This window comes from Enterobacter cloacae complex sp. 2024EL-00711, assembly GCF_047529885.1.
GTDB lineage: Bacteria > Pseudomonadota > Gammaproteobacteria > Enterobacterales > Enterobacteriaceae > Enterobacter > Enterobacter ludwigii.
Genome location: NZ_JBLIZC010000001.1, coordinates 67,599 through 81,167, shown reverse-complemented (window position 1 = coordinate 81,167; position 13,569 = coordinate 67,599). Strand labels below are relative to the sequence as shown.

14 protein-coding genes and 1 other annotated feature are annotated in these 13,569 nt (G+C 56.2%); of the genes, 9 read left to right on the top strand and 5 right to left on the bottom strand.

What is annotated here, in order from left to right:
* Nucleotides 1-222: 222 nt before the first annotated feature.
* Nucleotides 223-474 (top strand): YciN family protein, encoded by a 252-nt coding sequence (locus ACMVME_RS00455; RefSeq protein WP_020882438.1) that lies wholly within the window; start codon nt 223-225, stop codon nt 472-474.
* Between the two features lie 34 nt (nt 475-508).
* Here the strand turns inward: ACMVME_RS00455 and sohB are convergent, their stop codons facing one another.
* Nucleotides 509-1,555, bottom strand: a complete 1,047-nt coding sequence (sohB, locus tag ACMVME_RS00450; RefSeq protein ID WP_020882437.1) for a protease SohB — start codon at nt 1,553-1,555, stop codon at nt 509-511.
* A gap of 250 nt (nt 1,556-1,805) precedes the next feature.
* Here sohB and ACMVME_RS00445 point away from each other — a divergent pair, with 250 nt between their 5' ends.
* Both ACMVME_RS00445 and cobO read left to right on the top strand, forming a co-directional pair.
* On the top strand, nt 1,806-2,567 hold the full coding sequence (locus tag ACMVME_RS00445; protein ID WP_020882436.1) for a YciK family oxidoreductase: 762 nt from the start codon (nt 1,806-1,808) through the stop codon (nt 2,565-2,567).
* The gene (gene cobO, locus ACMVME_RS00440; RefSeq protein ID WP_020882435.1) at nt 2,564-3,154 is read left to right on the top strand and encodes a cob(I)yrinic acid a,c-diamide adenosyltransferase; all 591 of its coding nucleotides are present in this window, start codon (nt 2,564-2,566) and stop codon (nt 3,152-3,154) included. The genes ACMVME_RS00445 and cobO overlap by 4 nt, the downstream gene beginning before the upstream one ends.
* A gap of 35 nt (nt 3,155-3,189) precedes the next feature.
* On the opposite strand, the gene rluB is transcribed toward cobO, so the two are convergent.
* The 3 genes from rluB to rnm form a co-directional block, all read right to left on the bottom strand.
* On the bottom strand, nt 3,190-4,065 hold the full coding sequence (gene rluB, locus ACMVME_RS00435; protein ID WP_008502809.1) for a 23S rRNA pseudouridine(2605) synthase RluB: 876 nt from the start codon (nt 4,063-4,065) through the stop codon (nt 3,190-3,192).
* 96 nt (nt 4,066-4,161) lie between these two features.
* Nucleotides 4,162-4,782: an L-threonylcarbamoyladenylate synthase gene (locus ACMVME_RS00430; protein ID WP_003856793.1), complete on the bottom strand. Its 621-nt coding sequence runs from the start codon at nt 4,780-4,782 to the stop codon at nt 4,162-4,164.
* Nucleotides 4,779-5,672: an RNase RNM gene (gene rnm, locus ACMVME_RS00425; protein ID WP_139108110.1), complete on the bottom strand. Its 894-nt coding sequence runs from the start codon at nt 5,670-5,672 to the stop codon at nt 4,779-4,781. Before rnm ends, ACMVME_RS00430 begins: the two co-directional genes overlap by 4 nt.
* Before the next feature lie 127 nt (nt 5,673-5,799).
* On the opposite strand from rnm, the gene trpL reads away from it, so the two are divergent.
* From trpL to trpA, 6 genes are all read left to right on the top strand, one after another.
* Entirely contained in the window at nt 5,800-5,844 is a 45-nt protein-coding gene (gene trpL / locus ACMVME_RS00420) for a trp operon leader peptide (RefSeq protein ID WP_106993556.1), read from the top strand.
* Nucleotides 5,821-5,915, top strand: a sequence feature (Trp leader region). It overlaps the preceding gene by 24 nt.
* Before the next feature lie 25 nt (nt 5,916-5,940).
* On the top strand, nt 5,941-7,503 hold the full coding sequence (locus ACMVME_RS00415) for an anthranilate synthase component 1 (RefSeq protein ID WP_025203978.1): 1,563 nt from the start codon (nt 5,941-5,943) through the stop codon (nt 7,501-7,503).
* Nucleotides 7,503-9,098 (top strand): bifunctional anthranilate synthase glutamate amidotransferase component TrpG/anthranilate phosphoribosyltransferase TrpD, encoded by a 1,596-nt coding sequence (gene trpD / locus ACMVME_RS00410; protein WP_014170382.1) that lies wholly within the window; start codon nt 7,503-7,505, stop codon nt 9,096-9,098. The genes ACMVME_RS00415 and trpD overlap by 1 nt, the downstream gene beginning before the upstream one ends.
* Before the next feature lie 3 nt (nt 9,099-9,101).
* Nucleotides 9,102-10,460, top strand: coding sequence for a bifunctional indole-3-glycerol-phosphate synthase TrpC/phosphoribosylanthranilate isomerase TrpF (gene trpCF / locus ACMVME_RS00405; protein WP_032680884.1), 1,359 nt, complete (start codon nt 9,102-9,104; stop codon nt 10,458-10,460).
* 10 nt (nt 10,461-10,470) lie between these two features.
* Nucleotides 10,471-11,664 carry a tryptophan synthase subunit beta gene (gene trpB / locus ACMVME_RS00400; RefSeq protein ID WP_020882431.1) on the top strand — a complete coding sequence of 398 codons (1,194 nt, stop codon included), beginning with the start codon at nt 10,471-10,473 and terminating at the stop codon, nt 11,662-11,664.
* On the top strand, nt 11,664-12,473 hold the full coding sequence (gene trpA / locus ACMVME_RS00395) for a tryptophan synthase subunit alpha (protein WP_014170385.1): 810 nt from the start codon (nt 11,664-11,666) through the stop codon (nt 12,471-12,473). The genes trpB and trpA overlap by 1 nt, the downstream gene beginning before the upstream one ends.
* Before the next feature lie 43 nt (nt 12,474-12,516).
* On the opposite strand, the gene ACMVME_RS00390 is transcribed toward trpA, so the two are convergent.
* Nucleotides 12,517-13,545, bottom strand: a complete 1,029-nt coding sequence (locus tag ACMVME_RS00390; protein ID WP_139108111.1) for a zinc-binding dehydrogenase — start codon at nt 13,543-13,545, stop codon at nt 12,517-12,519.
* Nucleotides 13,546-13,569 lie beyond the last annotated feature (24 nt).

Here is a 13,569-nt window from a genome sequence, read left to right as displayed (position 1 = left end):
ATATGATTCGTGACGAATTACCGGTCGAATGTCAAGCAATTCTGTTGCCAGAATGACGAAAGCGCACACTCTACCTGATAAAATCCGTTACGCAACTTTATTAGCATGCAAAAGCAAATCACGCCAGCCAGGCTCCTGCGCCTTATCCCCTCAGATTACAGGGAAAATTTGCCCCCAAAGCGCCCTCGGCGTAGACTATTGTCACTGTTTAAGGAGTGGATTATGCACAATACGACCCAACCAATTGACCGAGTCTCTCTGCTTATCGAAGCAAACAAGCTTATCCGTGATCATGAAGATACTCTGGCGGGCATTGAAGCCACCGGCGTAGAACAGCGTAATGGCGTGCTGGTTTTCAGCGGCGAATACTTCCTTGACGAACAGGGGCTACCTACCCCGAAAAGCACCGCCGTGTTTAACATGTTTAAATACCTGGCGCATACGCTTTCAGAGAAATATCACCTGGTTGATTAATGCAAAACGCGAGGCCTGAGCCTCGCGTTTTTGTTTACAGCAACGGTTTTTGTCCGCGCTGTAGCCAGCGGAGCAACAGCCGATCGGCACTTTCTGCCGCACTGTTGGTAAAGCGATCGAGCAGACGCTTGCGCTGCGTAAAGCGCACGCCCACCAGCTCACGGCCATCCATCAGGTTCAGCAGCAGGTCATCGCTGGTGCCCACTTCATCTACCAGTCCTTTCTCCTGGGCCTGGATCCCGTACCAGTGCTCCCCCGTCGCGACCTGCTCAATATCGAGCGATGGGCGCATGCGGTGCACAAAGTCTTTAAAGAGGTGGTGCGTTTCATTGAGATCTTCACGGAATTTCTGACGCCCCTCTTCCGTGTTTTCCCCCAGCAGCGTCAGAGTGCGTTTGTACTGCCCGGCCGTGTGCAGTTCAATGTCGATCTCTTTGTTTTTGAGGAAGCGGTTAAAGTTAGGGATTTGCGCAACCACACCGATTGAACCAATAATAGAAAACGGTGCCGCCACAATTTTATCCGCGACGCAGGCCATCATGTAGCCACCGCTCGCTGCGACTTTATCCACCGCAACGGTCAGCGGGATCTGTTTTTCACGCAGGCGCTGCAGCTGTGACGCAGCCAGTCCATAACCGTGTACCACACCGCCCGGGCTTTCAAGACGCACCACCACCTGATCCTGCGGTTTTGCCACGGCAAGAACGGCAGTGACCTCTTCGCGCAGAGAAGAAACTTCATGCGCATCCATGCTGCCTTTAAAGTCGAGCACATAGACGCGTGGCTTTGCCTCATCCTGCGGTGCATTGAGCTTTGCTTTCGCTTTTGCCGCTTTGGCTTCCTGTTTATGCTTTTTCTTCTGCGCTTTAAGCCACTGCTTCTGTTGATGGCTATCGAGCAGCGACAGAGACATATCTTCCTGCATCTCTTTATACTGCTCACTCAGGCGGGTAATGCGTAACTCCCCACGCTGACGCTTACGCTGCGTCAGGTTTACAATCAGAACGGCAATCACCGCAATGGCAATCACCACCGTTGCGATTTTGGCCAAAAACAACCCATACTGAGAAAGTAATTCCACGCGTTCCACCTTGTTTAACCACGATTCTTTCACGGCAGTGTACAACAGCCCTGCCCATGCGTCTCGCTCGTGACATTACCTCTGCGAGCCTGCTTCAGGAATCCCCTCATGGGGGTTTAAATATTTGCAAATTGTTAATTTTACAGTAATGCCTCCTGTAGACTGATTGAATTCTCATGCTAATTCGGGCATAAAGCCGAAAAGTCATAAAGAAGGCGTCATTGCGTCACTGCGCGCCAGAGGAGTCCCCGTGCATTATCAACCGCAAAAAAATCTGCTGCAAAATCGCATCATTCTGGTCACCGGTGCCAGTGACGGAATTGGTCGCGAGGCGGCCCTGACCTACGCTGACTATGGCGCGAGCGTTATTCTTATTGGTCGTAACGAAGAGAAACTGAAAAGCGTCGCGCAGGAAATAGAAGCGGCAGGCGGCATTCCGGCCCCGTGGTATACCCTCGATTTACTCACCTGCACGCCAGCAGTGTGCCAGGAGCTTGCTCACCGTATTAGCGCCCACTACCCGCGGCTGGACGGTGTCCTGCACAATGCGGGTTTGCTGGGAGAAGTCCGTCCTATGGATGAACAGGATCCCGATATCTGGCAGCAGGTGATGCAGGTCAACGTCAACGGCACGTTTTTCCTGACGCAGGCATTGCTTCCTTTATTACTTAAATCTGAGTCCGGCTCGCTGGTCTTTACCTCCTCAAGCGTAGGCCGCGAAGGTCGAGCCAACTGGGGGGCATATGCCGTCTCGAAATTCGCGACTGAAGGGATGATGCAGGTGCTGGCGGAGGAGTATCAAAGCCGCCATCTGCGCGTAAATTGCATTAACCCGGGTGGAACGCGCACCAAAATGCGCGCCAGCGCCTTCCCGTCGGAAGACCCGCAGAAACTGAAAACACCCGCAGACATTATGCCGCTCTATCTCTGGCTGATGGGCGACGACAGTCGTCGTAAAACGGGGATGACCTTCGATGCCCAGCCGGGCCGTAAACCAGGGATTTCGCAATGAGTGAAGAACGTCATCAACAACGCCAGCAGCGTCTGAAGGAACAGGTCGATGCGCGCGTTGCGGCCGCACAGGACGAGCGCGGGATAATTATCGTCTTTACCGGTAACGGCAAAGGTAAAACTACCGCGGCATTTGGCACCGCCACGCGTGCTGTCGGTCACGGGCAGAAAGTGGGCGTCATTCAATTCATCAAAGGCGAATGGCCCAACGGCGAACGTAATCTGCTTGAACCGCATGGCGTTGAATTTCAGGTGATGGCGACAGGTTTTACATGGGATACGCAGAACCGGGAAACCGATACTGCAGCTTGTCTTGCAGTCTGGGAGCACGCCAAAAGAATGCTGGCAGACCCCGCCCTGAATATGGTTCTGCTGGATGAGATAACCTATATGGTGGCCTACGACTATCTCCCGCTGGATGCGGTACTGGAGGCGTTACAACAACGCCCGGCGCACCAGACGGTTATCGTCACGGGGCGTGGCTGTCATCGGGAAATACTGGAGCTTGCGGATACCGTCAGCGAACTGCGTCCGGTCAAACACGCATTTGACGCGGGAATCAAAGCGCAAATCGGTATTGATTACTAAGAAAAAAGCCCGGTGATCTTCACCGGGCTTTTATGTTAACCGTTGTTGTTACGGCTGCCAGAGCGGCGGTTGCTGCTCACCTGGCTATGGCGTTTCACCGCACGACGGATCTGATTCGCCTTCATACGACGACGATCTTTTTCCACCGCCACTTTAGAGGTGGTTTCTGGCGTCAGGCCAACCAGTTCACGCAGGTAGTTAGTCTGTGTCAGATCCAGCTCGGTATAACCACCCCGTGGCAGACCTTTTGGCAGCAGGATGTCGCCATAACGGACACGGATCAGACGGCTCACCTGAACGCCTACCGCTTCCCAAAGACGACGCACTTCACGGTTACGGCCTTCAGTCAGGGTAACGTTGTACCACTGGTTAATGCCTTCGCCACCGGTAAATTTGATGGTTTTAAATGCCGCAGGACCGTCTTCCAGCTGAACGCCGCGTGACAGATCGCGCAGTTTATTCTCATCAACCTGGCCGAAGACACGCACGGCGTATTCGCGTTCCACTTCACGGCTAGGGTGCATCAGACGGTTTGCCAGTTCACCATCAGTGGTAAACAGCAGCAGGCCGCAGGTATTCACGTCCAGACGACCCACGGCAATCCAGCGAGCGCCGCGCAGTTTAGGCAGACGGTCAAACACCGTCGGGCGACCTTCAGGGTCGTTGCGCGTGCACAGCTCGCCTTCTGGCTTGTAATACGCCAGCACGCGGCAGATCTGCTCAGCGGACTCTTTCACGGAGATAAGATGACCGTCGATGCGGATCTTCAATCCCGGTACGATTTCTACGCGGTCACCCAGCGTGGCGATTTTACCGTCCACACTCACGCGACCCGCTTCAATAATGGCTTCGATTTCACGGCGTGAACCGTGGCCGGCACGCGCCAGCACTTTCTGTAACTTCTCGCTCATTGAGCTTCCTCAGGTGTCGCCTTCACAGGCGTCGAATCAGGTCAAAAGAGGGCTCAGCCCTGCTTTGATGGCCGCGTAGTATATCTGCTTACACCCTTACAAGAAAGGCTTAACATCACCCACGCCTTCACGAATCACTTCTGGCGCATCTTCGGTTAAGTCAACAACGGTGGTTGGCTGCTGACCAAGGTAGCCGCCATGAATAATCAACTCGACCACCTTTTCCAGACGGTCTTTAATCTCTTCGGGATCGGATTCGGTGAACTCGCTGCCAGGCAACATTAAAGAGGTCGAAAGCATCGGCTCGCCGAGGGTTTCCAGCAGCGCCTGCGCAATCGGGTTGGACGGTACGCGCATCCCGATGGTTTTACGCTTTTCCTGTAACAGTCGGCGCGGCACTTCCTTGGTTCCTTTAAGAATAAAGGTGTAGTTGCCCGGTGTGTTATTTTTGATCAGACGAAACGCCACGTTATCGACATACGCGTAGGTCGACAGTTCAGAAAGATCGCGGCACATCAGGGTAAAGTTATGGCCGTCCGGCAGCTGACGAATGCGGCAAATGCGCTCCATCGCCCCTTTGTCTTCAATTTTACAGCCCAGCGCGTAGCCAGAATCGGTCGGGTAGACAATCACGCCGCCTTTGCGAACGATCTCCACGGCCTGATTAATTAAGCGTGGCTGCGGGTTATCCGGATGAATATAGAAAAACTGACTCATACTTCCCTCTCTTCAATTTTCTGCGGCTGTTCCCAGAGCTGCCAGACAGGCTCAACGCCTGCGGGCAACCAGAGCTTGCGTCCCAGCTCGATCCACGCACAGGGCTGATGGAAATCCGACCCCTGCGAACCCAGCAGACCGAACTGACGCGCGTAGGTCGCGAGCTGTGCACGCTCATTGGGCGCCTGCTGACACTGGGCGACTTCCATCGCCTCACCGCCACATTCGGCAAAGTGTGCCAGCAGTCTTTTCAGCCACTTAGCAGAAAGATTATACCGCCCCGGATGGGCGAGCACGGCCTTACCGCCAGAATGATGAATGACATCAATAGCTTGTTTTATTGTACACCACTGTGGCGGAACGTAACCGGTTTTCCCGCGTGCCAGATATTTTTTAAACACGTCCGCCATCGTCGTGGCTTTGCCCGCCTCAACCAGAAAACGGGCAAAATGGCCGCGCGTCACCGCCCCACCGTTTGCCAGTTTCTGTGCACCTTCCAGCGCTCCGGGAATATGCGCTTTTTCCAGTCGCTCACCAATCATTTCGGCGCGTTCGTTGCGGCGCGATTTTTGTTCTTGCAAAAACGCACGCATTGCCGGATGTTCAATATCGATATTGAGGCCAACAATGTGAATTTCGTGATTTTCCCAGACTGTCGAAATTTCGACGCCGGGCACCAGATTCAGCGCCAGTCCGCTGCGGGCAATTTCGGCGCGCGCCGCGGGAATAGCATCTGTCGTATCGTGATCGGTTATCGCCAGCGTGCCGACACGCATTTCAACGGCGCGATGAACCAGGGATTCGGGTGTCAGCAGGCCATCAGAGGCCTGAGTATGGCTGTGTAAATCATAAATTACGGCGTAGGTGGTATCGCTCAAAGCACTTCCCATAGCAGGTTAAAGACATCCGAAACCCCTATGATAACGGCTTGGCGCGAAATTCTGAAATCAAGGGTTGACAACTTGCCATCGAACTAGTTAACTAGTACGCAAGTTCACACGAGAAAGGTATCTGAAAATGACAGCACATTTCACTCTGCACGGTTGGTGGCGCACATCCTGATTATCGGGCAGTGTCACACGTCTGCAAAATGCAAACAGATACCCAGCCCGCGACTAAGCGGGCTTTTTTTTGAACAGAATAAATGAGAACAACATAATGCAAACAGCCAAACCACACCTCGAATTGCTGACCTGCGAGGCGGTCTATCGCCACAACCCAACCGCGCTGTTTCATCAGGTCTGCGGTGCGCGTCCGGCAACGTTGCTGCTGGAATCCGCAGATATTGACAGTAAAGACGATCTTAAGAGCCTGCTGCTGGTCGACAGCGCATTGCGCATTACCGCGCTGGGTGACACTGTCACGATTAAGGCGCTCTCTGAGAACGGTGCCGCGCTGCTGCCACTGCTGGACGCCTCCCTCCCAGCGGGCATCGAGAATGAACGTCACCCGGAAGTGCGGGTACTGCATTTCCCGCCGGTCAGCCAACTGCTGGACGAAGATGCACGCCTCTGTTCTTTGTCAGTCTTCGATGCCTTCCGCCTGCTGCAAAACCTGGTCTCGGTACCAGAAGATGAACGCGAAGCGATGTTCTTTGGCGGGCTGTTTGCTTACGATCTGGTCGCCGGTTTCGAAGACCTGCCGGAAACCGAACAGGGCAACCGCTGCCCTGACTACTGCTTCTACCTGGCCGAAACCCTGCTGGTGATCGACCATCAGAAAAAATACACCCGTATTCAGGCGAGCCTGTTCACGCCATCCGTGACCGAGAAAACACGTCTTGAGCAGCGCATTGCTCAGCTGCAACAGCAAATGACCGAAGCGCCACCCGCACTGCCGGTTCAGCATGTAGAGAAGATGACCTGTGAGGTTAACCAGACCGACGATCAGTACGGTGCCGTGGTGCGTCAGATGCAAAAGGCGATTCGCGCCGGGGAAATTTTCCAGGTCGTCCCGTCCCGTCGTTTCTCACTGCCCTGCCCCTCGCCGCTGGCGGCCTATGACGTGCTCAAAAAGAGCAACCCAAGCCCGTATATGTTCTTTATGCAGGACAACGAGTTCACCCTGTTTGGTGCGTCACCGGAAAGCTCCCTGAAATACGACGCCACCAGCCGCCAGATCGAGATCTACCCGATTGCCGGTACACGTCCGCGCGGGCGTCGCGCCGATGGATCTCTGGATCGCGATCTCGACAGCCGTATCGAACTGGAAATGCGCACCGACCACAAAGAGCTCTCCGAGCACCTGATGCTGGTTGACCTGGCGCGTAACGATCTGGCCCGTATTTGTACTCCCGGCAGCCGCTATGTGGCTGACTTAACGAAAGTCGACCGTTACTCCTTCGTGATGCACCTGGTCTCCCGCGTGGTGGGTGAACTGCGCAACGACCTCGACGTGCTGCACGCCTATCGTGCCTGCATGAATATGGGCACCCTGAGCGGTGCGCCGAAAGTCCGTGCGATGCAGCTTATCGCCGCCGCCGAAGGGCGTCGTCGTGGCAGCTATGGCGGTGCGGTGGGTTATTTCACCGCGCACGGTGACCTTGATACCTGCATCGTTATCCGCTCTGCCTATGTTGAAGACGGCATCGCCACCGTCCAGGCGGGCGCCGGGGTGGTTCTTGATTCTGTTCCGCAGTCTGAAGCTGACGAAACGCGCAATAAAGCTCGCGCGGTATTGCGCGCCATCGCTACCGCACACCATGCACAGGAGATTTTCTGATGGCTGACATTCTGCTGCTCGATAACATCGACTCCTTTACCTATAACCTGGCAGATCAGCTGCGTGCGAATGGTCACAACGTCGTTATCTATCGTAACCACGTGCCGGCGCAAACCCTGATTGAGCGTCTGGCAACCATGCAAAACCCGGTGCTGATGCTCTCTCCTGGCCCCGGTGCCCCCAGTGAAGCGGGCTGTATGCCTGAACTGCTGACCCGTATGCGCGGCAAGTTGCCTATTATCGGCATCTGCCTGGGGCATCAGGCGATTGTTGAAGCCTATGGCGGATACGTCGGCCAGGCGGGTGAAATCCTGCACGGTAAAGCCTCCAGCATTGAACATGACGGTCAGGCGATGTTTGCCGGGCTGCCGAATCCGCTGCCGGTGGCGCGCTACCACTCGCTGGTCGGCAGCAACATCCCGGCAGGCCTGACCATTAACGCCTCGTTCGAAGGCATGGTGATGGCCGTACGGCACGATACCGATCGTGTCTGTGGGATGCAGTTCCATCCGGAGTCAATCCTCACCTCTCACGGCGCGCGTCTGCTGGAACAGACCCTGGACTGGGCCCTGCAGAAACTGGAACAGACCAACACCCTGCAACCTGTTCTGGAAAAATTGTATCAGGCACAGACCCTGAGCCAGCAGGAGAGCCACCAGCTCTTCTCCGCTGTGGTTCGCGGTGAACTGAAGCCTGAACAACTGGCGGCCGCGCTGGTGAGCATGAAAGTTCGCGGTGAAAGCCCGCAGGAAATTGCCGGTGCGGCAACGGCGCTGCTGGAAAATGCCGCCCCGTTCCCGCGCCCGGACTACATGTTTGCGGATATCGTCGGTACCGGTGGTGACGGCAGCAACAGCATCAATATCTCCACCGCCAGCGCCTTCGTGGCGGCTGCCTGTGGTTTGAAAGTGGCGAAGCACGGTAACCGCAGCGTCTCCAGCCGGTCGGGATCGTCAGACCTGCTGGCCGCATTCGGCATCAATCTCGAGATGAACGCCGAACGTTCGCGTGAAGCCCTGGACGACCTGGGCGTCTGCTTCCTGTTTGCGCCGAAATATCACACCGGTTTCCGCCATGCGATGCCGGTTCGCCAGCAGCTTAAAACCCGCACGCTGTTTAACGTGCTCGGCCCGCTGATCAACCCGGCCCATCCGCCGCTGGCGCTGATTGGCGTCTACAGCCCGGAGCTGGTTCTGCCGATTGCGGAGACCCTGCGCGTGCTGGGTTATCAACGTGCCGCGGTGGTTCACAGCGGGGGAATGGATGAAGTGTCGCTGCATGCGCCAACGCTGGTGGCCGAACTGCGCGACGGTGAAATCCTGAGCTATCAGCTGGAGGCGAGCGACTTTGGTTTAACGCCTTACCATCAGGAAGCGCTGGCGGGCGGCACGCCTGAAGAAAACCGTGACATTCTGACGCGCTTATTACAAGGTAAAGGTGAGGTCGCCCACGAGGCCGCCGTCGCTGCCAACGTCGCGATGCTGATGCGTTTACACGGCGAGGAAGATCTCAAAGCCAACGCACAAAAAGTTCTGAACGTACTGCGCTCAGGTGCAGCTTACGATCGCGTTACCGCACTTGCGGCAAGAGGGTAAAGAATGCAGACCGTTTTAGCGAAAATCGTTGCCGATAAGGCCATCTGGGTGGAAGCACGTAAAGCACAGCAGCCGCTGGCCAGCTTCCAGAATGACGTTGTCCCGAGCAGCCGTCGTTTCTATGATGCTCTGCAGGGCGCACGCACCGCGTTTATTCTTGAGTGCAAAAAAGCGTCTCCGTCGAAAGGCGTTATCCGTGACGATTTCGATCCGGCGCGAATTGCCGGTATCTACAAACATCATGCGTCAGCTATCTCCGTGCTGACGGATGAGAAGTATTTCCAGGGCAGCTTCGATTTCCTGCCCGTTGTCAGCGGGATCGCGCCACAACCGATCCTGTGCAAAGACTTTATTATCGACCCGTATCAGATCTGGCTGGCTCGCTTTTACCAGGCCGATGCCTGCCTGCTGATGCTCTCAGTGCTGGATGACGAACAGTATCGCCAGCTCGCTGCGGTCGCGCACAGTCTGAACATGGGCGTGCTGACCGAAGTGAGCAACGAAGAGGAGATGGAACGCGCCATTGCGCTGAAAGCCAAAGTGGTCGGCATCAACAACCGCGATCTGCGTGACCTGTCGATTGACCTGAACCGCACGCGCCAGCTGGCGCCGCGTCTGGGCTCTGGCGTCACCGTGATCAGTGAATCCGGTATTAACAGCTACGCTCAGGTCCGCGAGCTGAGCCATTTCGCCAACGGTTTCCTGATTGGTTCTGCAATGATGGAACATGACGATCTCAATGCCGCGGTGCGCCGCGTACTCTTGGGTGAAAACAAAGTGTGCGGCTTAACCCGTGAAGAGGATGCCCTGGCTGCGTATGACGCAGGTGCGATTTACGGCGGGCTGATTTTTGTCGCCTCTTCCCCGCGCGTGGTGACCGAAGCGCAGGCGCGTCAGGTGATGACGGCAGCGCCACTCAGCTATGTGGGGGTCTTTCGCAACGCGGATATCGCCGACGTGGTAGCAAAAGCCGAAGCGTTATCTCTGCGTGCGGTACAGCTTCATGGCAACGAAGATCAGGCCTATATCGATTCCCTGCGAAGCGCGCTGGCACCTCAGGTGCAAATCTGGAAAGCGCAGAGCGTGGGCGACAGGTTGCCTGAGCGTAACCTGAATCATGTTGATAAATACGTACTCGATAACGGCCAGGGCGGCACGGGACAGCGTTTTGACTGGTCCCTGTTGCACGGCGAAGTGCTGGACAATGTTTTGCTGGCGGGTGGACTTAGCCCGGATAACTGCGTGGAAGCCGCCAAAGCGGGCTGCGCGGGCCTCGATTTCAATTCAGGCGTAGAGTCGCAACCGGGCATCAAAGATGCCAGTAAGCTGGCCTCGGTATTTAAAACTCTGCGTGCATATTAAGGAAGAGAAGATGACGACATTACTAAACCCCTATTTTGGTGAGTTCGGCGGGATGTACGTCCCGCAAATCCTGATGCCCGCCCTGCGCCAGCTGGAAGAAGCGTTCGTGAGCGCGCAGAAAGATCCGGCGTTTCAGGCTGAGTTTACCGACCTGCTGAAAAACTACGCTGGCCGTCCAACGGCCCTGACGAAATGCCGTAACCTGACCGAAGGCACCAAAACCACGCTGTATCTTAAGCGTGAAGATTTGCTGCACGGCGGCGCGCATAAAACCAACCAGGTGTTGGGTCAGGCGCTGCTTGCAAAACGGATGGGTAAAACCGAAATCATCGCTGAAACTGGCGCAGGCCAGCACGGGGTGGCATCAGCCCTTGCCAGCGCCCTTCTCGGTCTGAAATGCCGCATTTACATGGGCGCAAAAGACGTTGAGCGCCAGTCACCTAACGTATTCCGTATGCGTCTGATGGGCGCTGAAGTGATCCCGGTGCACAGCGGCTCCGCGACGCTGAAGGATGCGTGTAACGAAGCGCTGCGCGACTGGTCTGGCAGCTATGAAACCGCGCACTATATGCTCGGCACCGCTGCAGGCCCGCACCCGTTCCCGACGATTGTGCGTGAATTCCAGCGCATGATTGGCGAAGAGACCAAAGCGCAGATCCTGGAAAAAGAGGGTCGCCTGCCGGATGCGGTGATCGCCTGCGTTGGCGGTGGCTCTAACGCTATCGGCATGTTCGCTGATTTCATCGACGAAACCAGCGTCGGGCTGATTGGCGTTGAACCTGCAGGCCACGGGATTGAAACCGGTGAGCACGGCGCACCGTTGAAACATGGTCGTGTCGGGATCTACTTCGGTATGAAAGCGCCGATGATGCAGACCGATGACGGCCAGATTGAAGAGTCATACTCTATCTCGGCAGGCCTGGATTTCCCTTCCGTTGGGCCTCAGCATGCCTTCCTGAACAGCACCGGTCGTGCGGACTACGTTTCCATTACCGATGACGAAGCCCTGGAGGCGTTTAAAACGCTCTGTCGCCACGAAGGGATCATTCCTGCTCTGGAGTCCTCTCACGCCCTGGCGCATGCGCTGAAAATGATGAAAGAGAACCCGGAAAAAGAGCAACTGCTGGTGGTTAACCTTTCCGGTCGCGGTGATAAAGACATCTTCACCGTTCACGATATTTTGAAAGCACGAGGGGAAATCTGATGGAACGCTACGATAACGCATTTGCAGCACTGAAATCTCGCCAGGAAGGCGCGTTCGTTCCCTTCGTGACGCTGGGTGATCCGGGTCCTGAGCAGTCGCTGAAAATTATCGACACCCTGATTGAAGCCGGTGCCGACGCGCTGGAGCTGGGTATTCCGTTTTCCGATCCTCTGGCCGATGGCCCGACTATCCAGAACGCAACGCTGCGGGCATTCGCGGCCGGTGTCACTCCGGGGCAATGTTTCGAGATGCTGGCCGCTATCCGCCAGAAGCACCCGACCATTCCGATTGGCCTGTTAATGTATGCCAACCTGGTCTTCAGTCGCGGTATTGATACCTTTTATGCAGAATGCGCGCGCGTGGGCGTTGACTCGGTGCTGGTGGCAGACGTACCGGTTGAAGAATCTGCGCCGTTCCGCCAGGCGGCGATGCGCCATAACGTGGCACCTATCTTCATCTGCCCGCCAAACGCCGATGATGAACTGCTGCGCCAGATTGCCTCTTATGGTCGCGGGTATACCTACCTGCTCTCCCGTGCGGGTGTAACCGGCGCGGAGAACAAAGCGGCGCTGCCTCTGCATCATCTGGTCGAGAAGCTGGCTGAATACCACGCGGCCCCTCCGCTGCAGGGCTTTGGGATTTCATCTCCCGATCAGGTTACGGCGGCAATTGACGCTAACGCAGCCGGTGCAATCTCAGGCTCCGCTATCGTTAAAATCATTGAGAAGAACGTGGACAAGCCAGAGCAAATGCTGGCTGAGCTGAAAACGTTTGTGAGCGCAATGAAAGCGGCAACGCGTAAAGCGTAACCTCTCCACCGTCTGGCTCCCCGCCAGACGGTGTTTCTGCCGATCAGTTATCCGGGTTCATCGTAAGCACTATCCGGTAGCGCGCCTTTCCCTGCCGTAACCTGTCGAGCGCCTCATTTGCCTGTTCAAAGGGCATCAGCTCTGTGACTGGCAGCGTCTGAAAGAGGTGGCTGAAACGCAGTGCGCGTTCGGTTTGCGACGGGGTGCTGACAAATGAACCAGTCAGGGTGCGTTCCGCGCCAATCATCATACCCGGCATGACCTGCAACGGTGTGCGTCCGGCACCCAACAGGATCGCTTTTCCTCTGGGGGCCAGGGCTGGCAATAACGCTGAAACCGCGTCTGCATCCGGGGCAGTGGCCACAATAATCTCGACACCGCCTTCCGCTCTCAGCCGTTCCGCCGCGTTTTCCGTCTGCGCATCGATATAGTGATGAGCGCCCAGCTGTAAAGCGTCATGCGCCTTTTCACTGCCGCGCGCAATCACGATAACCTCAAACCCCATCCTACGGGCGTACTGAATCGCCATATGGCCTAAGCCACCAATACCGAGAATAACCACCCTGTCTCCCGCGCTGGCACCGGATTGACGCAACGCGTTAAAGGTTGCCATACCGGCGCACAAGATCGGGGCCGCGTGAACGGAAGTGAGCGCTGAAGGAATGGCAATCAGCGCGGTATGGCGGATAACAACATACTCGGCGTAACCTCCGTCACAGCTCAGCCCCGGCGTTAGCTGATTTTCACACAGGTGAAAAAGCCCGTTACGGCAAGGCGGGCAATGCTGGCAATATCCCCCAAGACGTCCGACGCCCACGCGCTGACCGGTGTGCCAGATCCCGGGAACTGCATCTCCTATCCGGGTAATGTGGCCCACAATTTCATGGCCCGGAATGCGCCCGGGCTGCCCCGCTTCCGGTACCTTCTCCGCGTCCTGAAGATCGGCACCGCAAACGCCGCATACCTCAATTTTGATCAGTACGTCCTCGGGCCCCGGCTCGGGCAACGGTCTGACGACCATTTCAAGCATGCCCGGCGAGGAAACCTGCATAGCACGAAAAGTTTTATTCACGGTATCACCTGTGATGAGCGGTGT